Raw genomic sequence first — 24,876 nt, 5'->3', positions numbered from 1 at the left:
TGAGCGTCGGAAGGGTAGGACGCAGAGGCGCGGCGTGAGCCGCGGATGTCGAGAGAGGGCGGCGCGATGGACCAGGTGACGGCCCTGGAACTGACGGCCGCCCTGACACTGGCGGCCGCCCGGCAGGGGGCGGGTCGCGCGCTGCTCGACAGGGTCCGCGGATCGGCGGACCCCGCGACGGTCGGTCTGGTCCGTGCGTGGGCGTCGGCGGAACTGGGCACCGAGACCGGCGAGTTCATCGGGCGACTGGCCGCCTCCCTCGCGGAACAGGCGGCGGAGCGGCCCCCACTGGCGCGGGAGTTGCGGGCCTGGTTCGCCGCGATGCCCGACCCCGCCCCCGACCCCGCCCCCGACCCCGCGCGGGCGGCGGATGTCGCCAACTCCATCGGCGGAACGGCCCGGGTCCAGGGTCCCGTCGTCCAGGCCCAGGGCATCTACGGCGCGGTGCACATCCACCCCGCCGCGCCCGGCCCCGCCGCGGGCCGGGGCTTCGCCGTCCCGCGGCAGCTGCCGCCCGTGCCGGTCCACTTCACGAACCGGGTGCGCGAGCTGGCGGAGCTGGACCGGATGGCGGCGGCCTCGCCGGGCGCGCCGGTCATCGCGGTCATCAGCGGCCCCGCCGGGGTCGGGAAGACCACCCTGGCGCGCCGTTGGCTGCTGGGCATGGCCGACGCCTTTCCCGACGGCCAGCTGTACGCCGATCTGCGCGGCCACTCCGAGGGCGGCCCCGCGCGGCCCGGGGAACTCCTGGGACAGTTCCTGCGGGCGCTTGGGCAGGAGCGGATCCCCGTGGACCTGGCGGAGCAGTCCGCCTTGTGGCGCTCGGCCACCGCGGGCGCGCGAATCGCTCTGCTGCTGGACAACGCTCTGAGCGCCGCGCAGGTCCGCCCGCTGCTGCCCGGAGGCGCCAGGGCGCTGACGGCGGTGACGAGCCGGGGGCGGCTGAGCGGCCTTGGCATGGACGGCGCCGCCTTCCATCCGCTGGACGTACTCGGCACCCACGACGCGGTGGAGCTGCTCGGCCGCCGGATCGGCGCCGACCGCGTCATACGTGAGCCCGAGGCGGCCCTGGCCGTGGCGCGCGCCTGCGCGGGCCTGCCGCTCGCGGTGTGTGTCGCCGGGGCCCGTGCGGCGGCGCGCCCGCGGCAGCCCCTGGCCGCGATGGCGGGAGCGCTGCGCGGCGGAGGAGGCGGTGCGCTGCACGTGCTGAGGGTCGAGGGGGAGTACGCGGTGCGTGCCGCGCTGGACGCCTCGTACCGCCAGCTGAACCACGAACTCGCCCGCACGTACCGACTGTTGGGCCTGTCTCCGGTGCCGCTCCTCGGTGTCGGGACCGCCGCCGCGGCCTGCGCCCTGAGCGCGGAGGAGGCGGACCGTCTGCTGGACGAGCTGGCCGAGGTGAACCTCCTCGAAGACCTGGGCCCCGACCCGAGGACCGGCGCCGGACGCTACCGGTTCCACGATCTGGTCAAGGCCCACGCGCAGCAGCTCGCCGCCGAGCATGAGGGGGCCGCCGACAGGGAGGCGGTGGTGCGGCGGGTCGTGGACTTCTATCTGGCCGCCGCGACCGAGGCGGAGACGTTGCTCACGCCCAGCCACCGGATCCTGCCGCGCCGTTACGCGCCCCACCACCACGCCCGCCCCGCACCGTTCGTCGACGCGTCCGGCGCGCTCAACTGGCTCGACGCCGAGCGGGTCCACCTGATGGCCGCGTTGCGCACCGCCGCGGAGCGCGGCTGGCACGACACGGCGTGGATGCTCGCGGACGCCATGTGGCCGCTCTTCCTCCGTCTTCGCCCCTACGACCTGTGGGTCGAGGCCCATGAGATCGGACGCGAGGCGGCTTCCCGGGCGGGGAACACGGAGGCCGAGAGCCAGATGCTCACCTCCGGAGGCGCCGGGCTGCGCAACGCGGGACGCCATGACGAGGCGGTCGTCTGGTTCGGCCGGGCGCTGGAGGTGGCGCGGGAGAGGGTGGCGGCGTCACGGGCCCCTGGAGGAGACGGGGGCGGACTGACGGCCGCCCGCCGGGCCGAGGCCCAGGCCCTGCACGGCCTGGGGCAGTCCCACAGGCTGGCAGGACGGCTGACCGAGGCCGTGCGGTACTTCCGACGTGCCCTGCCGCTGCGTGAGGCGATCGGATACGGGCGCGGCGCGGCCCTGACCAGGATCTGTCTGGGCGACGTGGCGCTGGCCGACGGCCGCCCCGAGGAGGCGCTGTCCGAGCTGACCGCCGCCCGGGCCGCCCTGGTGGCCGAGGACGACCCCTACGACGCCGCCCGTGCCCTGGCCTTCCTCGGGCAGGCCGCGCTGCGGTGCGCGGGGGACGACGCGGCCGCCGTCGAGGCGGCGGAGGGCCAACTCACGCAGGCGCTACGCGAGTTCGAGGCGACGGGCTCCGTCCACTGGCAGGCACGCGTGTGGGAGATGCTCGGTGAGGCGGCCGAGGACCGCCGGGAGCCGGAGCGGGCCAGGACCCGGTACGGCCGGTCCCTGGCTCGCTACAGAGCTGTCAGCGCTCCTGATGTGCGGCGGATCGAGGAGCGTCTGAGCGGCCTGGGCGGATCTCCGCGTACCACTGGCACATCAGAGTGACGACATCACGGCCCGCCAGGTCCGAGACGCGCACGGCGGCTTCGGCCCGGTGGACGCCCCGGCGGATGCCGGTGATCCGGTCGACCCGGCGTACCACCACCAGCGCGCAGCCCGGATAGCGCTCCAGGGTGCGTGAGGCCAATGGCGCGGCGTCGGCGCCACGGCGCGGGCGGCCCGCGTAGAGGACATCGGCGCACTGCCGCCACGTCTCGTCCCCGGGACGGCCCGTGACGCGGCAGAGGTGGCGGCAGTCGAGGCAGACGATCACCGGTTCGGCCGGGACGACGGGGGCGTTCATGCCGGGATCCCGCCGGTGGCCTCCGCGTCCGCGCGGAACACCGGGACCGGCAGCAACGGCAGCGACGCCTCGTAGGCGGGCTGGCCGATCCCGAGGAGCCGGTACATCAGTCTCCGTGTGTTGCGGGCGAACCGGCCCGGCTCGGAGGTGATGCGGCGGCCGATCCGCGCGTACTCCTCGGCGGGGTACTCGGCGCGCGCGTAGGCGAGCTGCTCGGACAGCGGATGCGCGGGGGACAGCGCGGGCGCGGTCGTGGCCAGTTCGGCGGCCGGGGACGCGGGATTGACGTCCGCGGACGGGTATCGCGCCAGCAGGATCACCGCCCGGGTCAGCGTGGCGTACAGCGTCACCGAGCCATGGTCGCCGATCACCCAGTCCGCGGCGATCAGCGGAACGCGCCAGTCGGTGTCCGGCGGCAGCACGACGATGCCTTGCCGCTGGGCGGCGGCCAGCCAGGACCGGACCTGCCAGCCGCCGTGTCCCGACCAGACGTTGGGGTGCACCAGGACCGCTGTGCGGTGCCGGGCGGGGTCGAGCTCCGTCAGGAGCCGGGGCAGGAGCGCGTCCAGACGGTTGAACGACGAGCCGAGCCCCCACGTGGAGGAGACGAGGACCAGCCGCTGCCCGCGGCGCAGCCCCAGGGCCGTGCGGTAGCGCCGCCGCAGCGGGAGGCCGGCCACGATCCGGTCGTGGCAGGCGTCCCCGACCACTTCGCTGACGGGCAGCGCCTCGGGGCAGGTGCGCGCCAGGGTGGCCAGCTCCTCGCGGTGGGCCAGGGCCAGCGCCTTCGGCACCACCTTGCCGTTCCGTGTCAGGTACTGCCGCCCCAGCGCGCCGACGGTCCGGGGCGCCCCCGGGTCACGGTCGTCCGTCGTCCGGGACAGCTTGATGTGCCCGGCGCCGTGCGGCATCCGCAGCAGGGGCCCGCGCAACCGGTCGATGCCCTGGGAACCGGCCGCGAGGACCAGGTCGAACTCCTGGCGCACCGCCTCCTCCCACGGCAGCACGGTGCTGTCCAGCGCGCGCAGGATGCGCTCCGCTCCGGCGTTGAAGGCGTGCGGCGCGATCGTGAAGTGGGTCTGGATCCGGAGGTCCGACTCCAGCAGCGGGAGCAGGTCCCGCAGCCGGCTGCCGTACACCTCGGTGTGGACGACGACGAGTACACGCTTGCAGTTGGTCAGGGTCAGCCACTGCGAATCGCGCCCTGATCTGCTCTCAACCGCCATTGAATCCCCCGGTGTCGTGGGCTCCTGGTGTGCTCGGGCTTCGGGCCGGGGGATGCCCCGAAGTCCGGGCGCAAGGCTTGCGCGACGCTTGCGGAACCCTTGCAGCCGGAGCTAGAAGGTGAGCTTCCAGCTGTTGATGTACCCCGTGTCCTGCGCCGCCACGTCCTGCACCCGCAGCTTCCAGGCGCCGTTCGCGCTCTCGCTGGACGCGTCGACCGTGTACGTCGCGATGACGTTGTCCGCCGAGTCGTTGCCGCTGGAGTTCTTCAGGCGGTACGCGGTGCCGTCGGGGGCGAGCAGGTCGACGACCACGTCGCCGCGCCAGGTGTGGCGGATGTCGACGTCCACCTTGAGGGCGGCCGGGGCGTTGCCGGTGCGGCCGGTCACGTTCACCGTCGAGGTCACCGCGGCGCCGTTGTCAGGGACAGTGACGTCCGTGGTGTTCTCGTAGCTGTCACCGGGCGGGACCGGGGTGTCCGTGCCGAGGGTCCAGACCGCGTGGGCGATGGCGTCGCTGTTGCGGTCCAGGGCGGTGTCGTTGATGTTCGACGTGGTGTCGCACGACGAGTGGTAGCAGCGGTCGAAGGCCTGGCCCGCCGTGCCGCCCCACTTCTGCGCCTGGGCGCTGGTCTTGGCGCGCTCGGCCCCGCTGAACAGACCGCCGACCGGGATGCCGACGTTCTTGAACGGGGCGTGGTCGGAGCGGCCGTCGCCGTCGGTCTCGATCTCGGTCGGGATGTTCAGACCCGCGTAGTAGTCCTTGAAGGTCTTCTCGATGGTCGGGTCGTCGTCATAGACGAAGTAGCCGGCGTTCGGCGAGCCGATCATGTCGAAGTTCAGATAGCCGCTGACCTTTGAACGCTCCGTGGTGGGGAGGTTGTTCACGTAGTAGCGGGAGCCGACCATGCCGAGCTCCTCGGCGCCCCACCAGGCGAACCGCAGGTGCTTCGTCGGCTTCAGCTGCGCGCGGGAGACGGCGAGCGCGGTCTCCAGGACGCCGGCCGAGCCGGAGCCGTTGTCGTTGATGCCGGGTCCGGAGGAGACGCTGTCGAGGTGCGCGCCCGCCATCAGGACCTTGTTGGGGTCGCCGCCCGGCCAGTCCGCGACCAGGTTGTATCCGGTGGCGCCGCTGGACGTGAACTGCTGGACGGTGGTGGTGAATCCGGCCGCGTCCAGCTTGCCTTTCACATAGTCGATGGAGGCCTTGTAGCCGGGGCGTCCGTGTGCGCGGTTGCCGCCGTTGGCCGAGGCTATGGACTGGAACTGGGAGAGGTGCGCCTTGACGTTGGCGAGCGGCAGGTCGGGTGCCGCGAGCGTCGGGGAGGGGGCCGCGAGGGCCGTGGGCGCGGCGGTGGCGAGCAGGCCGCCGATGGCCAGCGTGGCGGCACCGGCGGCCGCCCGTCTGAGGAATCTCATGTGTGGGGCTCCGTATTCCGGACAACGAGTGGGGACGGAACGTGCGAGGCGCCCCGTGACGCGGGTGCCGCGGGGCGCCATTGGAGCTGTGCGTTGCCTGATGTTGAATCCCGCTCGACTTACCGTCAAGGTCGGAAACCGGTCAGAATACGGGGAGTTGTGTTCAGATAGCGGACAACTGCGCTATAAGCGCCGGGTGCCGGGCACGGATGACGTGCGGGTCAGAAGAACACTCCGCAGCGCAGCAGCACATTCGCATACGGCCGCGCCTCACCGGTGCGGACCACCAGACGGGCCTCCGCCGAGCGGCGCTTCACCTCCTCGTGCGGGACCAGCTCCAGCGCCGGAAGGCTCTCCCGCAGCAGCCGTGCCGTCTCCGGGTTCGCCTCCCGGATCTCGTACGCCGCCGTCCCGCCCTCCACCACCAGCTCGGCGAGCAGACCGTCGAGGACCTCCGCGAAGGCGGGGACCCCGGCGCGGAACGCCAGGTCCACCACGCGCGGGCCCGCCGGGATCGGCATGCCCGCGTCGCAGACCAGGACCGTGTCGCCGTGCCCCAACTCAGCCAGCGCGCCCGCCAGATGCCGGTTGAGGATGCCCGACTTCTTCACGGGGACGGAACCTCTGACGCCTCCCGCGCGGCCGGAGCCAGCTCCGCAGCCGTCGGGTACGAGTCCTGCGCACCCTTGCGGGTGACCGCCGCCGCGCCCACCCGCACCGCGTAACCGGCCGCCGTCGCGAGGTCCTCGCCGAGGCCGAGGCGCCAGCCGAGCGCGGCGGTGAAGGCGTCGCCCGCGCCCGTCGTGTCCACCGCGTCGACCTTCGGGCTCGGGACCCGTACGACGTCGGAGCCGTCCGCGGTGAGCGCGCCCGCCGAACCCAGGGTGATCACCACCGAGCGGGGCCCGAGCGCCAGCAGCCCGCGCGCCCACTCCTCGGGGGTCTCGCCCGCCTCGCCGCCGAGGATCACGCGCGCCTCGTGCTCGTTGACCACCAACGGGTCACAGGCGGCGAGGACTTCGGCGGGCAGCGGGGCGGGCGGCGAGGGGTTCAGGACGAAGCGGGCGCCGGGCCGCAGCGCGCGGACGACCTCGGCGACCGTGTCCAGGGGGATCTCCAGCTGGGTGGAGACCACCCGCGCCGCCGCCAGCAGGGTGCCCGCCGCGCGGATGTCCTCGGGGGTGAGGCGGGCGTTGGCGCCGGGCGACACCACGATGCTGTTGTCGCCCGACGGGTCGACCGTGATCAGCGCGACGCCGGTGGGCGCGCCGCCCACCAGGACGCCGACGGTGTCCACCCCGGCCGCGCGCTGCGCGTCAAGGAGGAGCGTGCCGTGGGCGTCGTCGCCCACCCGGGCGAGGAGCGCCGTGCGGGCGCCGAGCCGGGCGGCGGCCACCGCCTGGTTGCCGCCCTTGCCGCCCGGGTGGACGGCCAGGTCCGAGCCGAGGACCGTCTCGCCGGGCGCGGGACGGCGCTCCACACCGACCACCAGATCGGCGTTGGCGGAGCCCACGACAAGGAGTTCGTAGTCGGCGGTCTCGGCGGTCTCGGCGGTCTCGGCGGTGTCCGTGGTGTCCGTGGTGTCCGCGGTCTCGGCGTTTTCGTCGTTCATGTGCTGCTTCCTGCTTCCGTACGGTGATGACGTGGGCCCGGCGAGGCGGTTCCGGGCGGTGTTCCGGTAGGTCAGGAGAAATCCTGCACGTTCTTCGACGTGACGACCTTCACCGGCACCTTCACCATCTCCCGTACCTCCTTGCCCCGCGCCGCCCGGACCGCGTTCTGCACGGCGATCCTGCCGAGCTCCTTGGGCTGCTGCGCCACGGACGCGTACAGCGTGCCCGCCTCGACCGCCTTGAGGCCGTCGGGGGTGCCGTCGAAGCCGACCACCGGCACCGACGTGCCCGCCTTGTCGCCGAGCGCCTTGACCGCGCCGAGCGCCATCTCGTCGTTCTCGGCGAAGACGCCGTCGACGCCCTTGTGGGACTGGAGGAGGTTCGTCATGACGTCCAGGCCCTTGGTGCGGTCGAAGTCCGCGGGCTGCTTGGCGACGACCTCGATGCCGGGGTACGCCTTGATGCCCTCGGCGAAGCCCTGCCCGCGCTCGCGGCTCGCGGAGGTGCCCGGCGTGCCCTGGAGGACGACGACCTCGCCCTTGCCGCCGAGCTTCTCGGCGAGGGTCCTGGCCGCGAGCCTGCCGCCCGCCACGTTGTCGGAGGCGACGAGCGTGGCCGTCTCCGCCTTGTTGACGCCGCGGTCGGCCGCGACCACCGGGATGTCCTGCTTGTTGGCGCCGCGCACGGCCGGGGCCGCCGCGTCGGAGTCCACCGGGTTGACGATGATGGACTTCACGCCCTCGCCGGTGAAGTTCTGGAGTTGGTTGGACTGCTGGGAGGCGTCGTTCTGCGCGTCGGTGACGGTGAGGTCGACGCCCGCCTTCGCGGCCTCGGCCTGCGCGCCCTCCTTCATCTGGACGAAGAAGGGGTTGTTGAGGGTGGAGAGCGACATGCCGATCTTCGTCGTCGTGCCCGAGGAGCCCGAGTTGAAGAAGGACACCGCGCCGACCACGGCCGCCACGACCACGGCGGCCACCGCGTACTTCGCCGCCTGCGGCCCCTTGCGCCCGGCCCCCGCGGCCCCGGAGGAGGCTCCCGGAGTCGCCCCGGCCCGCCGGCGCAACGTATCCAGGAGAACCGCCAGCGCGATCACGACCCCGATCACGACCTGCTGCCAGAAGGCCGACACGGAGAGGAGGTTGAGGCCGTTGCGCAGCACCGCGAGGATCAGCGCGCCGATGAGCGTGCCGGACGCCTTGCCGACGCCGCCCGCCAGGCTCGCCCCGCCGATGACGACCGCGGCGATCGCGTCGAGTTCGTAGCCCTGTGCGGCCTGCGGCTGCGCGGAGACGAGACGGGAGGCGAGCACGATGCCCGCGACGGCCGCGAAGAGGCCGGAGAGCGCGTAGATGACGAGCTTCTGGCGCTTGACGCGCAGCCCCGACAGACGGGCCGCCTCTTCGTTTCCGCCGATCGCGTACATGGAGCGGCCGATGAACGTACGCCCGAGGACGACGGCCGTCACCAGCCCCATCACGACCATCACGATCACCGGGATCGGCAGCCGGCCGCCCACGGTGTCTCCGAGGTGCGAGACCGAGTCGGGGAACGCGATCGGGCTGCCCTGCGAGATCACCAGGGAGAGGCCGCGGGCCACCGACAGCATCGCCAGCGTCGCGATGAACGACGGCAGCTTCCCGTACGAGACGAGCAGGCCGTTGACGAACCCGCACGCCATGCCCGTACCGACGGCGAGGACCACCGCGAGCCAGACCGGCAGCCCCTGTGAAGTGGCCGTCCAGGCGAGGACGGTGGCCGACAGCGCGGCGACCGAACCGACCGACAGGTCGATGCCCGCCGAGACGATCACGAACGTCACGCCGAACGCGAGGATCGCCGTCACCGCGGCCTGCACACCGACATTGAGCAGGTTCTGGGTGGTGAGGAAGTCGCCGGAGAGCAGCGACATCGCCACGACCAGGACTATCAGGGCGCTCAGCGCGCCGTTGTCGAGCAGGACGCGGCGGAGCGTCGCCGCGCCACCCGCGCCACCCGCGTCGCGCTTCAGGGTTTCAGTGGCCACGGGAGCCCTCCGCTTCTTCTTCGTTCTGTACGTCCGTCGGGGACGCGGTGCTGACGGCGAGCGCCATCACCGCGTCCTGGGTCGCCTCGTCGGCGGTCAGCTCACCGGCGATCCGGCCCTGCGCCATGACCAGGACCCGGTCGCTCATGCCGAGCACCTCGGGCAGGTCGCTGGAGATCATCAGGACGGCGTGCCCGGAGGCCGTCAGTTCATTGATCAGCTGGTAGATCTCGACCTTCGCGCCCACGTCGATGCCGCGCGTCGGCTCGTCGAGGATCAGCACCTTGACGTCGGCGAGCAGCCACTTGCCGATGACGACCTTCTGCTGGTTGCCGCCGGACAGCGTGCGCACGTGCTGGCCGAGCCCGGCCATCCGCACCCCCAGCTGCTCGGCGATCCGCGCGGCGGCCCTGCCCTGCGCCTTGAGGTCCACGAGCCCGGCCCGGGTCGCCGAACGCAGCGTGACCAGGCCGAGGTTCTCCCGCACCGAGGCGTCGAGGACCAGGCCCTGACCCTTGCGGTCCTCCGGTACGAGACCGATGCCCGCGCCCATCGCGGCGTTCACGTCATGCCGGGGAATCCGCTCGCCGCGCACGTCGACGCGGCCCGCGTCGTACGGATCGGCGCCGAAGACCGCGCGCGCCACCTCGGTGCGCCCCGCGCCGACGAGCCCCGCGAGGCCGACGACCTCACCGGCCCGCACCTCGAAGCTGACGTCGTGGAAGACGCCGTCGCGGGTGAGCCCCTCGACCGACAGCAACGGCGGCCCGGTGTCGGGGCGTTGGCGCGGATACTGCTGCTCGATGCTGCGCCCCACCATGAGACGTACGAGCTCGTCCTCCGGCGTCGAGGCGGGCACCTGGTCGACGCTGCGGCCGTCCCGCAGGACGGTGACGCGGTCGCCGAGCGCGGCGATCTCCTCCAGGTGGTGGGTGATGAAGACGATGCCCACCCCGTCCTCGCGCAGCGCGCGCACGATGGCGAAGAGCTTGTCGACCTCTTCGGAGGTGAGGACGGCGGTCGGCTCGTCCATGATGAGCACGCGCGCGTCCAGGCTCAGCGCCTTGGCGATCTCGACCATCTGGAGGCGGGCGATGCCCAGGTCACGCACCTTGGCGCGCGGGGACACCCGGACGCCGACCCGCTTCAGCAGCGCCTGCGCGTCGGCCTCCATCTTCTTCCGGTCGATCAGGCCGAAGCGGCGCGGCTGGCGCCCCAGGAAGATGTTCTCGGCGACCGTCAGGTCGGGGACGAGGTTGAACTCCTGGTAGATGGTGGCGATGCCGAGCCGCTCGGCGTCCTGCGCGCCGTGGATGCGTACGTCCTTCCCGTCCACGACGATGCGGCCGCTGTCGGGGCGGTAGGCGCCGGAGAGCATCTTGATGAGGGTGCTCTTGCCCGCGCCGTTCTCGCCGAGCAGGACGTGCACCTCTCCGCGCCGCAGATCGAAGTCGACGGCGTCCAGCGCGACGACGCCGGGGAACGTCTTGCGGATGCCTTCGATGCGCAGCACTTCGTCGGCGTGGCTCACGGCTTGCTCCTTCGCGTGCTCGGGTCCGTGTTCGTATGCGTGCTCGTATGCGTGCTCGGGGCGGGCTCGCCGCAGGAACGCCGGACGACGAGGCGGGCGGGCAGGGTCACGGACCGGGGCTCCCGGCCCTCGATCCGGTCGATCAGCGCGTGCACGGCGGCCCGGCCGAGGTCGCCCGTCGGCTGGGCGATCGCGGTGACCGGCGGGTCGGTGTGCACGAACCAGGGGATGTCGTCGAAGGCCGCGAGCCCGATGTCGTGCGGGACCCGCAGGCCGTGCGCGCGGATCGCGTCGAGGGCGCCGAGCGCCATCAGGTTGTCGGCGGCGAAGACGACCTCGGGCGGGTCCGGCAGGGCGAGGAAGCGCTCGGTGGCGCGGCGCCCGCTGTCGGCCTGGAAGTCGCCCTGGCCGATGTAGGCGTCGGGCAGCGCGATGCCGTGCTCGCGCAGCGCCTCGCGGAAGGCCTCGACGCGCTCGCTGCCGGTCGTGGTGGCGGCCGGGCCCGCGATGATGGCGAGCCTGCGATGGCCGAGCCCGTGCAGATGGGCGACGAGGTCACGGACGGCGCGGCGCCCGTCGGAACGTACGACGGGCACGTCCACGCCCGGAATCCACCGGTCCACGAAGACCATCGGGGTGCCGGCGCGCACGGCGTCGAGCATCAGCGGGGAGCCGCCGTCGGTGGGGGAGACGAGCAGGCCGTCGATCCGCCGGTCCAGGAGGGTGCGTACGTGGTGGTCCTGGAGTTCGGGGCGCTCGTCGGCGTTGCCGATGATCACGCTGTAGCCGAGCGCGCGGGCCGCCTCCTCGACCGAGCGGGCCAGCTCCGTGAAGTACGGGTTGAGTACGTCGCTGATGACCAGGCCGAGGGTGCGGGTCTGGTCGGTGCGCAGGGACCGGGCGACGGCGTTCGGCCGGTAGCCGAGCGCGTCAACGGCGGCGACCACGCGGGCGCGGGACGCGGGGCTGACCGAGGGGTGGCTGTTCAGCACGCGCGACACGGTGGCGACGGAGACGCCGGCTTGGGCGGCGACGTCCTTGATGCTCACGGAGCCCGAGCTTGAAGCCATCGTCGGTCCACCTCCTTGTGGAATCGATTACACGGACGATTGGAAACGATTACACGCCCGTGTGGCAAGGGGGTGAGGGGGAGGCGCGGGGGAGTGAGACCTGATCGTGATGAAGGTCCGGGAGGGCCGGGGGTGGCAGGGAGGCGGGGGGCGCCTGGCGTGCCGCCGGGGTTCGGCCTGCCGGGAGTGGCCGCGTTCCGCCGCGTTTCCGCATCGTCCGAAGTGGGGGAGTCAGAACGACTCTCCCGAAAATTTTGGTCGCTATTTTCGTCGACTTTGTCCCCGAGTGAAGTACAGAAACGCCCGAATTGGCGCGTTCTCGGCGCCGTAGGTCGTGTTAATCCGAGCGGAATTTCCCCTGGGCAGCCTTTACAGAGTGATCAACATCGGCACAGAATGGCCATGTCAACTTGTCGCATGTGAGCTGTGCATGAGGAGACTGTTCTGACCACCAAAAGGCAGGAAACTTAATGAAGCAGCCCGGAAAGTTCACCCTCGTCGCCGTCGCCATGGCGGCCGCCGCTGGAGCCCTCGCGACTGCGGCGCCGGCCACTGCGGCCGCACCGGCCGCCCCGCAGGTCCACACGTTTTCGGCAGCTGAGGGAGACACTCCGCCGGCCTCGCTCATAGGCCCGAACGGTCAGAAGCCCCGCGAGTGGGGCGTGGTGTCCTTCAAGAAGGGCGCTCCCATCCAGGCGAAGGTCAGCAAGGGCGGTGGCACCTGGAACTACGGCACCTCCTCGGCCGGCTTGGACGGGAAGCACTGCTACTCGAACTACATCCACCCCACCAAGAAGCACTCGGCCAGTGTCGCCATGGCGAGCGGGACCGACAAGGACATCAGGGAAAAGGACATCTGGGCGAAGGCCAGGGTCACGGCTGGTGCCGCTTACACCTGCAACGCCTACTGGGGCGTCTACTAAACACTGATTAGCTTGCTCTCTCATTGACCGAAGGCCTGGCCAGCAGCCTCCATGGAGCGAAATGGCCGGGCCTTCGCGTTTTCTGTCTCCCTGCCTGGCGGCATCCCCGGAAAGTCAGTAGGATGCCAAGCCCCCCACACACTTCGAGGTTGTGCACGTGCGCTCATCACTCTCGGCCGTCGCGCTTCCCCTTGCAGGCGGCTTGATTGTCGGAATCTCCGGCCCGATGCTTGAAGCAATGAGCGGGCGGGTGAGCCATGCCGCAAGTGTCACCTTGGTTGCCGGCTGGATGTATGCTCTGGTCGCCTTCATTTCCGGAATGGTGTCCAGGTCCAAGAGCGCTGCGGCCGTCCTGGGTTTCGTTTCTCTGATAGTGACCGTTTTCGCCTATTACCTGACGAAGGCGACCCAAGGTGACTTCGTGGCAATGGATTTCAGCGATCCGACCGGAAGAACCACGTCTTTCGCATGGGGCGATTTCCTCTCGATGCTGGCCATCTGGTGCATCGCGGCCCTCATCCTGGGACCGGTCTGTGGAGTCGCCGGATATTTCGCACGCACCGGCCCCTACCGCCTGGCATTCCAGCTGCTGGTTCCTGCGGTAATTCTCTGTGAAACCTCTATGCGATTGTCTGTCGAAGCGGGAAGCCAGGAATCACTGGTCGGCGCCACCTGGAGTGTCACCCGTGCTCTGGCCGGGGTGGTCATTTTGCTCCTGGTGTGTGTAGCAGCCACGGGCCTCTTCCGTCAGCGGTCCGCTCAGGAAAGCTCCCCAAGGCGGTAGTCGATCCCTGAGCCGACCGTCTCGGGCTCAGCCCGTCGCGAACGGCACCGTCAGCCAAGGGCTGTCCGGATCCGTCGTCAGCGCGCGATGGGCGTGCAGGACGTCGGTGTACCAGGAGCCGAACGACTCCTCGTCGAAGTGGAGACAGCGGCCCAGGACGTACCCCGCAGAGAACTCCTCCCACGTGGAGTACGAGGCCCGCGCGGCGTGCGACACCCGTTCGACGGCGGCACGCAGTTCCGCCTCGGTCGCGTAGCGCGCGCCCCGGCCCCAGCGGGCCATCTTGGAGGCGCGGCCGATGTCCCAGGCCGCGACGGTGCGGACGAAACCGTCCGGTGGCAGCAGCTCGTCGGCGCGGAAGCGGGCCTCGTAGCGCAGGACCTTTCCGACCAGGGCGCGCATGGCGGCGACGAAGTCGTCCAGTTCGGGGTCGTCGCCCGGCCGGTGCGGGGTGTCGGGGCCGCCGGTCTCCACGACGCGGTTGCGCAGCGTCACCTCGACGCACTCCCGCCACCGCTCCGGGTCCAGCCGCGGCCCGACCTCGGCGATCACCGCGAGCCGGGCGCCGAGGACGAAGTCCCAGTACCAGGGGCTCACTTCGCGGGTGAGCAGGCGCTCCTGCGTGGCGAGCCACTGCTCGCGGCTGCCCACACCCCAGGACTCCGCGAGGCGGCCCACCTCGTTGCGGTGGCCGGCGCCGTGCCAGTCGAGCGTGTTCCACGGGTCGCCGTTGGCGAAGCACAGGTGCGCGCCGCAGGCGAGGCCGTGCAGGAGCGGGCCGGGCCCGGGCGCCCCGGTGCGGCGGGTCTCCACGCGGTCGCCGAGGCCGCCGTCCCGGTGGTGGCGCTCGTGCAGGTCGGCCCAGACCTGCCGCTCCTCGTCGGTGGTGAGGTAGTACTGCTCGCACGGCGTCGCCGCGTTGATCACCAGGATGTCCACGTCGTCGGGGCAGCCCTCGGCGAGCGCGCCGAGCGTGACGAACTCGTACACGACCGCGGGGTGCGGGCGCGGCAGCAGCCCCGCCGTGTACACCTGCGCCGCCTTCCGGCCGTCCGGCAGGTCGACGGTGAGCAGCGGGCTCGCGTCCGCGTCGGGGTCCTTCTCGTGCAGCGCCACCGGCCGGTACAGGCCCTCCACGGCGACGGCCCGCAGGTAGGTGTACGCGTCGTCGGCCTCGCAGAGTTCGTACAGATGCTCTTCGAGGTCGGCGGGCGCCTGCCAGCGGCTGCCGTCCGCCGGGGCGGGCACGAAGGGGAAGACCTCGTCATGGAACTCGTCCCCGGTCTCCTCCTCGGACTCGTCCCCGGCCTCGCCCCCGGTCCGCTCCCTGGCCTCGTCCCCGGCCCCTTCCTCCGCTGCCGCGTGCATCGTCGTTCTCCGCTTTCGGGTCCGTGTTCCTGGTACGCGTCGTTCCGGGTACGTGTCCGGGCGTAGCGGTACGTGAATGATCTTGCACCTTACTCGGGCACCTCAAGGCGTAGCGACTTCAGGCCGTTGATGAAGTGCGAGACCAGTCGGCGGGGCGGCGCCGCGAGACGCGGCAGCGGCAGCGCACGGGTCACCTCCTCGTGGAACACGCGCAGTTGGAGGCGGGCGAAGTGCGCGCCCGGGCAGACGTGCGGGCCCTCGCCGAACGCCACATGGGGGTTGGGCGAGCGGGACAGGTCGAGGCGGTGCGGGTCGGTGAAGACGCGCTCGTCGTGGTGGGCGGAGGCGTGGAAGACGACGACCTTGTCCCCGGCCGCGATCGGCGTTCCCGCGAGGTCGGTGTCGCGCGCCGCGGTGCGCCGGAAACTGAGCACCGGCGGGTGGCTGCGCAGCAGTTCGTCCACGGCCGTGGCCATTCCTGCCGTGCCGTCACGCAGCCGCTCGTACTCGCCGGGGTTCTCGGCGAGCGCGAGCAGCCCGCCCGGCGCGGCGCTCCGCACGGTGTCGTTGCCCGCGACGGTGAGCAGGAAGAAGAACATCTCCAGCTCGGGGGCATCGAGCTCGGGGTCCGTGGCGAGAGTCGTCAGGATGTCGTCCTCGGGGTGGTCGCGCTTGTGCGCGGCCAGCGTCCGGGCGTACGCGAACATGTCGCGCAGCATCGCGGGCGAGCGCGGATCGACGGGCCCGCCGCCGGGGCCGGGCGCGGCCGGGGCGGCCTCGTCCGGGTCCTGGTAGCCGATGACGCGCCGCGTCCAGTGCAGCAGGAGGCCGCGGTCGTCCGACGGGACGCCGAGCAGGTCGGCGAGGTTGAGCAGGGCGTACTCGTCGGTGACCTCGGTGACGACGTCGAAGGTGCCGTCGCCCGTGCGCGCCCCCTCCAGGGCCGCGGCGATCAGGGCACGGGCCCGCTCACGCGCCCGCCCCTCGAAGCGAGCGACCCGCTTCGGCGTGAACGCCCGACTGACCAGCCTGCGCAACCGGCCATGGGCGGGCGGGTCCTGATTGAGCATCATGCGACGGATGAACGGCAGGTCGTCGGGGGCGGGGTCGCGGATCTGCGTGGCGCCCAGGTACGAGGAGAAGGTGGCCGGATCCTTCAGGACGCGGACGACATCGGCGTGCCGAGTGACGGCCCAGAACCCGGGCCCCGCGGCCCAGCCGAACACCCCGGGCTCCTCCTGCCAGGCCACCGGGTGGTGGTCGCGGAGCACGCGGTAGCGGTCGTGGGGGACGCCATGCGCGTACAGGCGAGGGTCGAAGACGTCGGGGACGGGCGGGGTCGTCGGCGAAGCGCGGGGGCTCATGCGCTGGGGGTCCCGGACGCCCCGGGCCCCCTGTCCGCGCGCAGGAAGTCCTCCACCGTGCGGATCAGTTCGAGCGGCGCCTCGTCCATCGCGTAATGACCGGCCCCCGGCAGCTCCGCCAGCTCCCCCTGGGGGTACGAACGCAGCCACGTGCCCCGCATGAGGTCCGCCGACAGTGCCGGGTCGAGCGTGCCGGTGACGGCGAGTGCGGGCACCGGCGACCCCTCGACCTCGGAGTGGAAGTCCTCGTCCGCCCAGGAGTCCAGCCAGGCGCGGAACGCCTTGGCGTCGCTGACCGCGAGGGAGCGCTCCACCATGCGGTCCAGCCACGCCCCGGGGCGCACGCCACCCGTGGTGAAGTCGATGATGGCGCGCCGGTTCGCCGGAAGGTGCGCGGCGGAGTCGAACAACTCCCGCTGCTCCGGCGGCAGTCGCAGCCCCGACGCGGGCACGGGCGACACCCCGACGAGACGGCGCACGCGGTGCGGGGCGGCGGCCAGGACCCGCTGGGCCACGCTGCCGCCCATCGAGTGGCCGATCAGCGAGAACCGCTCCCAGCCGAGCCGGTCGGCGAGATCGAGCACGTCGGCCGCGCCCTCGCCCGTCGTGTACGAGCCGACCGCGTCCTTCGCCTCGCCGTAGCCGCGCAGATCCACCAGCGCGTACTGGAACGCGCCGCCGTCGAGATCCGCGCGCACCGGATCGTACGCCGACCGGTCCGCGAACCAGCCGTGCACCGCGATCACCTTGTGGGGACCGTCGCCGAGCAGGGTGTGGGGGAGCAGGAAGGAGGCCACATCGACTCCGATCGCCGGCACGGTCCGACGCCTACACCGACACGGTCCGACACCGGCATGGTCCGGGCGACGCCGGTCGACGCCGGCCCGCGACCAAGGTGACCCGAAGCGTACGGTCGCGCAAGGGCGCCCTCAGGGCTGAGTGCGCCTCAGGGGCGCGCCGACGAGAACGTCACCGGTACGGGTGGTGCGCGTGGAGGCCGGGGCGAAGTTGCCGGACGGCCTGCGGCCGGGCGCCGCGGTTGGTCAGAATGTGGCATGGCCATCCGTCGCCTCAGTTACCGGCTCGACCAGGAGCCGGACACCGGAGCCGTCCGTCTGATCCCCGCCGGGACGCGAGGACGGGGATCAGAAGGACAGGAACCGGCACAGGACCCCGATGAGTTCGGCGCCGCCGTCGAACGCGTCATCGGGTCGGGCTCCGAGCTGAGCTACAGCCTGCTCCCGGACGGCGGCCGCCTCCTGTGCGCGGCCGTGCCGGGACAGCGACGCGTCGAGGCGCTGTACCTGAGCGCCGACACCCCGGGGCCGGGGCCCGTGTGGCCGATCGACACCTGGCGCTCCGCGACCTGGGAGCCGGGCGCCGAGGAGACGCTCGGCGCCGGGTTCGTCGAATCCGAACTGCCCGTGCCCGAGGCGCACTTCGACCGCGGACTCCTCGTGGACCTCGCCCGGGAGCGTGCGGACCGCGTCGCGCCCTTCCTCGCCGATGTGCGCCGCCTCTTCGAGGACCCCGCCGGGCGGCAGATCGTCCTCGTCGAGGAGGACCCCGAGACCGTGGCCCGCTGGGTCGCGCTCGCCTGCGCCTCGCTGCCCGAGGCCTACGTCCCCGCGCTGACGTTCACCACCTGGACCGCCCACCCCCACCGCGCCCCGCAGCAGATCATCGGCACCGGCCCGGACGCGGACTTCGACCGCACCGACGCGGCGACCGTCGAGTACCTCTACCGCGTGCACGACGCCACCGGCGGACCCCAGAGCCCGCCCGCCGAGTTCGACGCCTGGGCCCAGCTCACCGCCGAGCGGTGGATCTCCGGGAACCCGCCGCACCCCGCACCAGGCGTGGGGGCACGGGCCGACGACGCCTTCGCGCTGCTCCCGCTCATCTCCGGCACGACCGACGGCACGGGCAGGGGCAGGACGCCTTCCGGCGCCGACCTGGCGGGACTCGGCGGCGACTGTCTGAGCGCGGTCTTCGACGCCCTCACCCGCACCGTGGCCCGGGGCGAGGCCGACTCCCGCGCCCTCGACGAACTCGACCGGCTCTGCAGAGGACTCGAAGGCGACCGGGCCCGCGCCGCGCGCCCGCTGGCCCTGGCCCTCGTCAAGCACCGCCTCGACACACCCCGCGCCCGCGACGCGCTGCCCGACCTGACCGCCTTCGAAGGGCTGCCGCTCGGCCAGGATGCCTGGCGGCAGCTCCGCGAGGAGTACGGGGACCGCGCCGACGACGCCCTGCGCCGCGGGCTGCGCGGCGCCCTCCCCACCTGGACGGAGCCGCTGCGGCTCGCCCTCGCCGTGGGCGCCGACGGCGGACCCGGAATCGCCGAGGCCATGGACCGGCTCGCGGGAGCGCTGCTGCGCCCCGACAAACGTGACTGCGCGCACGCCGTCCAAGTCCTCGAAGAGGTCGACCACCTGCCCCTCACCCGCCGGGTGCTGCACCTGCTCACCGTGGACTTCACCGAGCGCAAGCTCGACCGCCTGCGGGAACTGGCCGACTCCCCGCAGGGCGACTGGCTGCGCCGGCACATCGAGGAGGCGCCGCTCACCGTCCGCCTCGCCGCGGCCGCCGCCCACTGGCACGGACCCCCCGACCACCTGCGCGGCGCCGAACTCTTCAGGCGCCTCACCGAACTCCTGCCCGGACAGCGGGTCGAGAACAAGGTGACGCTGGCGCTGCTCTGGCACATCGTGTGGCGCAACGACCCGCCCGACCGCGCCGAGCAGTCCTGGATCGCCCGCACCTGCACGCCCCGCCTGATCGTCGAGGCGGATCTCGGCCGCCGCGTCATCGGCTGGCTGAGGGACCCCGACCGCTGTGACCCCGAACTGGTCGCGTTCGCCCGGCAGATGCGGGACGACGGCAAGCTGGGCGCCGGTGACCGCCACACCGCCGCCCTCCTCGTGGCCGCCCAGGACCTCGCCGACGGCCGGCTGCCCCTCACCCGGCCCTCCATCGACCGCCTCGCAGAACTGTTCCGCAAGGCCCCGCCGCCGGGCCCGGTCCTGCGGCAGGGCATCGACGAGCGGGTGGGCCGCGCCCTCGCCGGAGCCAACCCTCTCGACGTCTGCGAGTCCCACGGAGTGCGGATCCTCTTCGCCGCCGGACCCGAGCTGCTGCGGCCCTACCGCGCGTACTTCCTGGACGACCGCACCCACGACCGCCTCCTGCGCGAACTGCCCGAGCAACCCGCCGAGTTGGCCGCGTACTTCCACATCTGGCGGCCCCGGCAGCGGTACGGCGTCAGCGCGGAGTGGCGCTCGGTCGCCGCGGAACTCCTCGACCAGGTCCTCGCGCCGGTCCTCGCGCACGTGGACGACCATCACCTCGGCCGCGTGGCCACCGTTCTCCAGCGCGAGAACCAGGACGTACAGGGCTGGACGGCCTGGCGCCACCAGATCAAGCACCGGGGCGAGTGACCCGTACGCCCACAACACCCACCCCCACAAGCACCCTTCACCGCACCACCGCACCACAGGAAAGGACCAGAGTGAGCGACACCACCGACACCGTCGTCGTCGACAACTTCCCCGGCGGCAGTATGGCCAGCCGCCCCGTGCACTTCATCTGGATGCTCGACTGCTCGGGCTCCATGGGCGTCAACGGCAAGATCGGCGAGCTGAACTTCGCCATCCGCGAGGCCATCCCCGAGATGCAGCAGGCCGCCCAGTCCAACCCCGCCGCCTCCCTGCTGGTGCGGGCCATCACCTTCGCCAGCGGGGCGAGCTGGCACGTCAGCGACCCGACACCGGTCGACCGGTTCTCCTGGGAGGACGTGCACATCTACGGCGGCACGGACATGGGCGCCGCGTTCAAACTGGCGGCCGGCGCGCTCCAGACCCCGCCGATGCCGCAGCGCGCCCTGCCGCCGGTGCTCGCGCTCGCCTCCGACGGGCAGCCCACCGACGACTGGCGCGCCGGGCTGCGCGCCATCGACGGCACCCCGTGGGGCAAGCGGGCCGTGCGCGTCGCGGTCGCCATCGGTGACGACGCCGACAAGAGCATGCTCAAGGAGTTCCTCGGCAACCCCGAGCTGGAGCCGCTCCAGGCGAAGAACCCCCGCCAGCTCGCCGCCGCCATCCGCTGGATGTCCACCGCGGTCGTCAAGGACGCCTCCACCCCGAAGGTCGACGACGGCGCGAAGCCCGCGACGCCGATCGACGTCCCGTCGATGACCAAGGGCGAAGACGACATCTGGTGAGCGGACCGCAGACAGCGACCGGACCGGATCCGGTGTCGGGCCACCGGACGGCCGCCGCGCCCTGGGAGCTGCTCAGCGGCGCGGTCAAGGGAGTGGCGAAGAAGTACAGCCAGGACCGCGGCGCCGCCCTGCCCGTCGCCGGGGGCCGCGCGATCGTCCTCGCCGTCGCCGACGGGCACGGCAGCGCCGCCCACTTCCGCAGCGATCTCGGGGCGCTCTGGGCGGTCGAGGAGTTCACGGCGTGCGCCAGGACCTTCGCGTACGAAGTGGTCCGCGTCGGCGGTGACGCGGCGGCCTGGACCGCACTGCGCGAAGAGGCGCGCCGCCTACCGCGGCAGGTCGGCCACCGCTGGCACGAGCGGGCCCTGCTGCACGACCGCAACTCGCCCGCGCACGGCGCCCGTCCGGTGACGGCGTGGCACGCGGCGACGGAGCGCGACCGCAAGGAACCCCCGGACCTCGGCGCGTACGGCAGCACCCTCATAGGCGCGGTGCTCACCGAACACATGCTGTCCTGTTGGCAGTTGGGCGACGGCGACATCGTGCTCGTCGACGACGCGGGCACCCCGCACACCCCCCTCTCCACCGGACCCGACATGGGCGACGAGACCGACTCGCTCTGCGAGTCCGAGCCCTGGCGCAAGACCCGCACGCACTGGCAGCCCTTTACGGGCGGCGCCCCGCCCTGCGTGCTGCTCTCCACCGACGGGCTCTCCAAGAGCTTCGCCGACCACCAGGGGTTCCTGGACTTCGCCACCGGAGTCGGCGACCGCGCCGCCGAGCAGGGCGTGGCGGCGGTCCAGAACCAGCTGCCGGACTGGCTGACGCGGGCCGCCGCGTTCTCCGGGGACGACACGACACTCGTGGGCGCCGTCGCGGCGGGCCCACGGCGCGGCGACGAACCGTAAGAGCCAAGGCATCACAAGAGCAGAAAGGCAGAGAGGAACACAATGGTGAACGGCATGCTCGCCGCCGGAAAGACCCTGGTGGCCGAGTCGGGGGAGAAGCTCAAGGTCGCCGAACTCTTCGGCTCCGGCGGCCAGGGCGAGGTCTACCGCGTCAAGACGCCCAGCGGCGACCGCGCGGTCAAGTGGTACTACCCCCAGCTGGCCGACGCCCGCCAGCGGGAGATCCTCGAAGGGCTCATCGCCAAGGGCTGGGACGACGACCGGTTCCTGTGGCCGCGCTCCATCGTGATGGACCCCGAGGGCAAGCAGCCCGGCTTCGGCTACCTCATGGACGTACGTCCCGCCCGCTTCTGCGACCTGCCCGCCCTCTTCCGCCGTGACCCCTCGGTGTCCGCCGCGACGATGCGCACCCTGGTGACCGTGGCGCTGCACACCGTCGAGGCGTACCGCGCCCTGCACTCCCGGGGCATCGCCTACCGCGACATCAACTGGGGCAACATCTTCTTCGACCCGCGCACCGGCGACGTACTGGTCTGCGACAACGACAACGCCGTCGTGGAGGGCGCCGAGGCGGGCGTCGCGGGCACCATGGACTTCATGGCGCCAGAGCTGGTGCGCGGCGACAAGGGCACCCTGCCCGGCACCCAGAGCGACCTGCACTCGCTCGCCGTGCTCCTCTTCTACCTGCTGATGAACGATCACCCGTTCAACGGGGCTCTGGAGTTCAACATCCGCTGCCTCGACATGGCGGCCAAACGCAAGCTGTACGGCACGGACCCCGTCTTCGTGTACGACCCCCGGAACACCCGCAACCGCCCGGTGCCCAGCGAGCAGCCGACCGTCGTCGCCGGCTGGAACGCGCTGCCCCAGATCCTGCGCGACCTGTTCGTCCGCACCTTCACGGACGGCCTGCACAACCCGTCCCTGCGGGTACGCGAGTCACAGTGGCGCGAGGCGCTCAGCCAGGTCCTCGACGCCATCACGCAGTGCGGCACCTGCGGCAAGCAGAACCTCACCCAGCCGGACGGCGCGCCCCCCGAGTGCTGGAAGTGCCGCACCACGCTGACCCTGCCGCCCCGCCTCGAACTGGTCACCGGCACCGGCACCTTGCGCACCCGGCGGGGCATCCGGCTCGCCCCGAGCGCCCGCGTCTACGCCCACCACCTGCGCGACGACCCCGAGCGCCACGACTTCACCGCCGTGGTCGGCGAGGTCACCGAACACCCGCAGCAGCGCGGGCGGTTCGGCCTCACCAACCGTACGAAGTCCGTGTGGACGGCGCGCAAGGACGACGGCACCGTGCGGGACGTGGACCCGGGCAGGACGATCGCGCTGCGGCCGGGGCTGCTCATCGAGTTCGGGGGCGGCACGGAGGCCGTGGTCAAGGAGTAGCCCCCGGACCGCCTCACGCCCCGGCCCCCTCACCCCTCATGGCCGTGGACGCCGCCGGCGCCGCCACCACGCCCACCACCGGGGCGGCGGGAGCGGCGGCGGAGGCGGTGGCGATGGCGGCGGAGGCGCCGCCGGCAGGACCGCGCGGGCCGGGGGCGTGTCGATGGCCACGGCGTCGGGGCGGGGCAGCGGCACCGCGGTGACCGTGCACCGCTCGGCGGAGACAGGGATCTCCACCCGCCCGGCCAGCAGCGCGCTGCGTGCCACGCGCCGCTCACCGTCCCGCACCCCGTCGCTCCACGCCACGCGCACCAGAACCGCCGGCTCCGGCCACTCGAAGCGCACCTCGGCACGGCCGGGCCTCAGCCGACGCACCGCCAAGTCCCCTATGGCCGCCGGGTGCTCGATGACGACACTCGGTCCGGACACGGCCCGCTCGCCGAGCACGCTCACCGCCGTCACACGGACGCGCTGCTCGGGCCGCGGTGCCAGCTCGGCGCACGACTGGGCGCCGACCGACGTCGCCGGGATGCGGTCCACCGCGCCCACGAGGTCCGACACGTCCGTGCCCGGCGGGACGGGCCCCGCCGTCCACGGCAGGAGCAGTCCGTCACCGATCGCGGGCGGCCGCCAGGCGATGGTCACGCGCCCGCCGTCCGCGTGCCGCCGCACGGTGAGCTCCTCCACCGGCGAGGGCCACTGCTCGGCGCGCGTGGTGACGGTGACGCCACGGGACCACACGAGGTCGCCGTCCGGATCGCGGTAGCCGCAGCGCACCTCATAGGTGTACGTCCCCGGGGCGAGCGGCACGTCGAGCAGCCGGTCGTGCTCGCAGTCCACCCGAACCAGCGACGCCCCGCCCCAGCCGTCGGTGTCGTCACCCGTGCCCGAGCGCGTCACCCGCACCTCGGCGGCCGCGGCGTCGGGCCGCCAGCGCAGCCGGACACCGCCCGGTACGACGGCGGCACGCAGCTCCGTCACGACGGGGGTGAGCAGCACAGGTCCGGTGACGCGCGGCACCCCGGCGATGCGGTCGCGGCGCAGCGGGAACACGGCGTACCGCAGGGGGCGGCCCACCGGGGCGTCGGCGTCGGCGCTCCACGGCCCCGGCTCGCCCGCCGCCGTCTCGACCGCCAGGTCCGGCGCGCCGTCGGGGAAGCGCAGGACGCGGTACGTGACACCGGCCGCGCGGCGCGGCGGCGCGCACCAGGACAGCCGTACGGTCCGCTCGTCGGTCACGGCGCTCACCTCGGCCTCCGCCGGGGCGAAGGGGTCGTCGGCGAGGAGCGCGGCCGCGCGCAGCAGCCCCGTCTGGGCGTTCGGGTCGTCCCTGGCCAGGCGGAGCGCGCCGAGCCAGGCGGTGGCGGCGGCGCGCAGCGCGCCGGTGGCCTCCGACCTAGCGCCGTCGGCGGCGAGCCGCTCCACTTGCGCCGCTCGCGCGCGGACGGCGTCGACGAGCGCGGTCAGCCGGTGGTCGTCCGGCCCGTCCGGGTGGACGGAGCCGCGCGGCAGCCGCGCCACGATCCGCTCCGCCTCGCGCAGCCGCACCCCCGGCCATACGTCGTTGAGGATCTCGGCGGCGTGCCGGGCGGGCCCCGGTCCGGGGAATCCGGCGGCCACCGCGGCGGCGAGCTGTCCCGCCTCGCCGCGGTGCACGCCGAGGGCGACGGCCTCGGCGGCTCCCGGGGTGCCGCCGTCGTCCGTGAGGAGGCAGCAGATCTCCCACAGGACGATGCGTCGCAGGCCCATCGCGTCGTCGAGCAGGACGGTCTCCAGTACGTCCACCAGGGCCGCGGCCTCGTGGGCCCGTGGCTCCCCGGAGGTCCGCCACCGGGCGCTCGCCTCCTGGACGTACGGCCGGTCGACGCGCCGCCAGATGCCGCCCCGGCCGGGGAACCAGAGGCCGTCGAGGACCCGGAAGCCGTCGTCCGTGTCGGCCCTCGGCAGCGTGCCGAAGAGGGCGTCCGTCGCGGGCGCGGGCGACGGGGCCCGCAGCACGTCCGCCGCATGCCGGAAGCCCGACTTCCGCATGGCCTCGCGCAGCGCGACGTACCCCCGCATGCCGGGGCAGCGGGGCAGGGCGGGCAGCGGCGCGCTGCCGCCGCTCGCCCTCGGGTGCTCGCCGGGGCGCAGGACCGCCATG

19 protein-coding genes are annotated in these 24,876 nt (G+C 72.8%); 7 read left to right on the top strand and 12 right to left on the bottom strand.

Going from position 1 to position 24,876, the window contains the following annotated elements:
- The first annotated feature begins 66 nt into the window (after positions 1-66).
- Complete coding sequence (locus ACWDVB_RS00695) at positions 67-2,595, top strand: tetratricopeptide repeat protein (protein WP_451513359.1); 2,529 nt, start codon at positions 67-69, stop codon at positions 2,593-2,595.
- Here ACWDVB_RS00695 and ACWDVB_RS00690 read toward each other — a convergent pair.
- From ACWDVB_RS00690 to ACWDVB_RS00655, 8 genes are all read right to left on the bottom strand, one after another.
- Entirely contained in the window at positions 2,513-2,893 is a 381-nt protein-coding gene (locus ACWDVB_RS00690; protein ID WP_451513358.1) for a hypothetical protein, read from the bottom strand. The two genes, ACWDVB_RS00695 and ACWDVB_RS00690, sit on opposite strands and share 83 nt — an antisense overlap.
- On the bottom strand, positions 2,890-4,119 hold the full coding sequence (locus tag ACWDVB_RS00685; RefSeq protein ID WP_451513357.1) for a hypothetical protein: 1,230 nt from the start codon (positions 4,117-4,119) through the stop codon (positions 2,890-2,892). Before ACWDVB_RS00685 ends, ACWDVB_RS00690 begins: the two co-directional genes overlap by 4 nt.
- 111 nt (positions 4,120-4,230) lie before the next feature.
- The gene (locus tag ACWDVB_RS00680; RefSeq protein ID WP_451513356.1) at positions 4,231-5,535 is read right to left on the bottom strand and encodes a M28 family metallopeptidase; all 1,305 of its coding nucleotides are present in this window, start codon (positions 5,533-5,535) and stop codon (positions 4,231-4,233) included.
- Positions 5,536-5,756: 221 nt separating this feature from the next.
- A complete protein-coding gene (rbsD, locus tag ACWDVB_RS00675; RefSeq protein ID WP_451513355.1) occupies positions 5,757-6,146 on the bottom strand; it encodes a D-ribose pyranase in 390 nt (129 codons plus the stop codon).
- Positions 6,143-7,147 carry a ribokinase gene (locus ACWDVB_RS00670; RefSeq protein WP_451513354.1) on the bottom strand — a complete coding sequence of 335 codons (1,005 nt, stop codon included), beginning with the start codon at positions 7,145-7,147 and terminating at the stop codon, positions 6,143-6,145. The genes rbsD and ACWDVB_RS00670 overlap by 4 nt, the downstream gene beginning before the upstream one ends.
- Before the next feature lie 71 nt (positions 7,148-7,218).
- Positions 7,219-9,171: an ABC transporter permease/substrate-binding protein gene (locus ACWDVB_RS00665; protein ID WP_451513353.1), complete on the bottom strand. Its 1,953-nt coding sequence runs from the start codon at positions 9,169-9,171 to the stop codon at positions 7,219-7,221.
- Positions 9,161-10,702, bottom strand: a complete 1,542-nt coding sequence (locus ACWDVB_RS00660) for a sugar ABC transporter ATP-binding protein (RefSeq protein WP_451513352.1) — start codon at positions 10,700-10,702, stop codon at positions 9,161-9,163. Before ACWDVB_RS00660 ends, ACWDVB_RS00665 begins: the two co-directional genes overlap by 11 nt.
- Complete coding sequence (locus ACWDVB_RS00655) at positions 10,699-11,772, bottom strand: LacI family DNA-binding transcriptional regulator (RefSeq protein WP_451513351.1); 1,074 nt, start codon at positions 11,770-11,772, stop codon at positions 10,699-10,701. Before ACWDVB_RS00655 ends, ACWDVB_RS00660 begins: the two co-directional genes overlap by 4 nt.
- Positions 11,773-12,242: 470 nt before the next feature.
- On the opposite strand from ACWDVB_RS00655, the gene ACWDVB_RS00650 reads away from it, so the two are divergent.
- On the top strand, positions 12,243-12,695 hold the full coding sequence (locus ACWDVB_RS00650) for a lactococcin 972 family bacteriocin (protein WP_451513350.1): 453 nt from the start codon (positions 12,243-12,245) through the stop codon (positions 12,693-12,695).
- A gap of 157 nt (positions 12,696-12,852) precedes the next feature.
- The gene (locus ACWDVB_RS00645) at positions 12,853-13,479 is read left to right on the top strand and encodes a DUF6518 family protein (protein ID WP_451513349.1); all 627 of its coding nucleotides are present in this window, start codon (positions 12,853-12,855) and stop codon (positions 13,477-13,479) included.
- A gap of 27 nt (positions 13,480-13,506) precedes the next feature.
- On the opposite strand, the gene ACWDVB_RS00640 is transcribed toward ACWDVB_RS00645, so the two are convergent.
- The 3 genes from ACWDVB_RS00640 to ACWDVB_RS00630 all read right to left on the bottom strand — a co-directional run bounded on the left by ACWDVB_RS00640 (position 13,507) and on the right by ACWDVB_RS00630 (position 17,008).
- Entirely contained in the window at positions 13,507-14,847 is a 1,341-nt protein-coding gene (locus tag ACWDVB_RS00640) for a DUF1266 domain-containing protein (RefSeq protein WP_451513348.1), read from the bottom strand.
- A gap of 89 nt (positions 14,848-14,936) precedes the next feature.
- Positions 14,937-16,211, bottom strand: coding sequence for a cytochrome P450 (locus tag ACWDVB_RS00635; RefSeq protein WP_451513347.1), 1,275 nt, complete (start codon positions 16,209-16,211; stop codon positions 14,937-14,939).
- Positions 16,208-17,008: an alpha/beta fold hydrolase gene (locus tag ACWDVB_RS00630; protein ID WP_451513519.1), complete on the bottom strand. Its 801-nt coding sequence runs from the start codon at positions 17,006-17,008 to the stop codon at positions 16,208-16,210. Before ACWDVB_RS00630 ends, ACWDVB_RS00635 begins: the two co-directional genes overlap by 4 nt.
- A 258-nt stretch (positions 17,009-17,266) precedes the next feature.
- Between ACWDVB_RS00630 and ACWDVB_RS00625 the strand changes: the two genes are divergently transcribed.
- From ACWDVB_RS00625 to ACWDVB_RS00610, 4 genes are all read left to right on the top strand, one after another.
- On the top strand, positions 17,267-19,651 hold the full coding sequence (locus ACWDVB_RS00625) for a GTPase-associated protein 1-related protein (protein ID WP_451513346.1): 2,385 nt from the start codon (positions 17,267-17,269) through the stop codon (positions 19,649-19,651).
- 122 nt (positions 19,652-19,773) lie between these two features.
- Complete coding sequence (locus ACWDVB_RS00620; protein WP_451513518.1) at positions 19,774-20,433, top strand: vWA domain-containing protein; 660 nt, start codon at positions 19,774-19,776, stop codon at positions 20,431-20,433.
- Positions 20,430-21,341, top strand: coding sequence for a protein phosphatase 2C domain-containing protein (locus tag ACWDVB_RS00615; protein WP_451513345.1), 912 nt, complete (start codon positions 20,430-20,432; stop codon positions 21,339-21,341). The genes ACWDVB_RS00620 and ACWDVB_RS00615 overlap by 4 nt, the downstream gene beginning before the upstream one ends.
- A 42-nt stretch (positions 21,342-21,383) precedes the next feature.
- Positions 21,384-22,733: a protein kinase domain-containing protein gene (locus tag ACWDVB_RS00610; RefSeq protein ID WP_451513344.1), complete on the top strand. Its 1,350-nt coding sequence runs from the start codon at positions 21,384-21,386 to the stop codon at positions 22,731-22,733.
- Positions 22,734-22,769: 36 nt separating this feature from the next.
- Here ACWDVB_RS00610 and ACWDVB_RS00605 read toward each other — a convergent pair whose 3' ends face one another.
- Positions 22,770-24,875, bottom strand: coding sequence for a hypothetical protein (locus ACWDVB_RS00605; RefSeq protein WP_451513343.1), 2,106 nt, complete (start codon positions 24,873-24,875; stop codon positions 22,770-22,772).
- Between the last annotated feature and the right edge of the window lies 1 nt (position 24,876).

The sequence above is a fragment of the Streptomyces sp. NPDC003379 genome, assembly GCF_053589195.1.
Note: the sequence above shows the minus strand (reverse complement) of the source record. Positions and strands in the feature narration are given on the sequence as shown.

Bases quoted from the DNA above. Each gene is read 5' to 3' on its own strand.
- ACWDVB_RS00610 (WP_451513344.1), top strand. From the start codon at position 21,384: ATGGTGAACGGCATGCTCGCCGCCGGAAAGACCCTGGTGGCCGAGTCG.
- ACWDVB_RS00670 (WP_451513354.1), bottom strand. From the start codon at position 7,147: ATGAACGACGAAAACGCCGAGACCGCGGACACCACGGACACCACGGAC.
- ACWDVB_RS00685 (WP_451513357.1), bottom strand. From the start codon at position 4,119: ATGGCGGTTGAGAGCAGATCAGGGCGCGATTCGCAGTGGCTGACCCTG.
- ACWDVB_RS00605 (WP_451513343.1), bottom strand. From the start codon at position 24,875: ATGGCGGTCCTGCGCCCCGGCGAGCACCCGAGGGCGAGCGGCGGCAGC.
- ACWDVB_RS00640 (WP_451513348.1), bottom strand. From the start codon at position 14,847: ATGCACGCGGCAGCGGAGGAAGGGGCCGGGGACGAGGCCAGGGAGCGG.
- ACWDVB_RS00690 (WP_451513358.1), bottom strand. From the start codon at position 2,893: ATGAACGCCCCCGTCGTCCCGGCCGAACCGGTGATCGTCTGCCTCGAC.
- ACWDVB_RS00635 (WP_451513347.1), bottom strand. From the start codon at position 16,211: ATGAGCCCCCGCGCTTCGCCGACGACCCCGCCCGTCCCCGACGTCTTC.
- ACWDVB_RS00650 (WP_451513350.1), top strand. From the start codon at position 12,243: ATGAAGCAGCCCGGAAAGTTCACCCTCGTCGCCGTCGCCATGGCGGCC.
- ACWDVB_RS00620 (WP_451513518.1), top strand. From the start codon at position 19,774: ATGGCCAGCCGCCCCGTGCACTTCATCTGGATGCTCGACTGCTCGGGC.
- ACWDVB_RS00680 (WP_451513356.1), bottom strand. From the start codon at position 5,535: ATGAGATTCCTCAGACGGGCGGCCGCCGGTGCCGCCACGCTGGCCATC.
- ACWDVB_RS00625 (WP_451513346.1), top strand. From the start codon at position 17,267: ATGGCCATCCGTCGCCTCAGTTACCGGCTCGACCAGGAGCCGGACACC.
- ACWDVB_RS00695 (WP_451513359.1), top strand. From the start codon at position 67: ATGGACCAGGTGACGGCCCTGGAACTGACGGCCGCCCTGACACTGGCG.
- ACWDVB_RS00655 (WP_451513351.1), bottom strand. From the start codon at position 11,772: ATGGCTTCAAGCTCGGGCTCCGTGAGCATCAAGGACGTCGCCGCCCAA.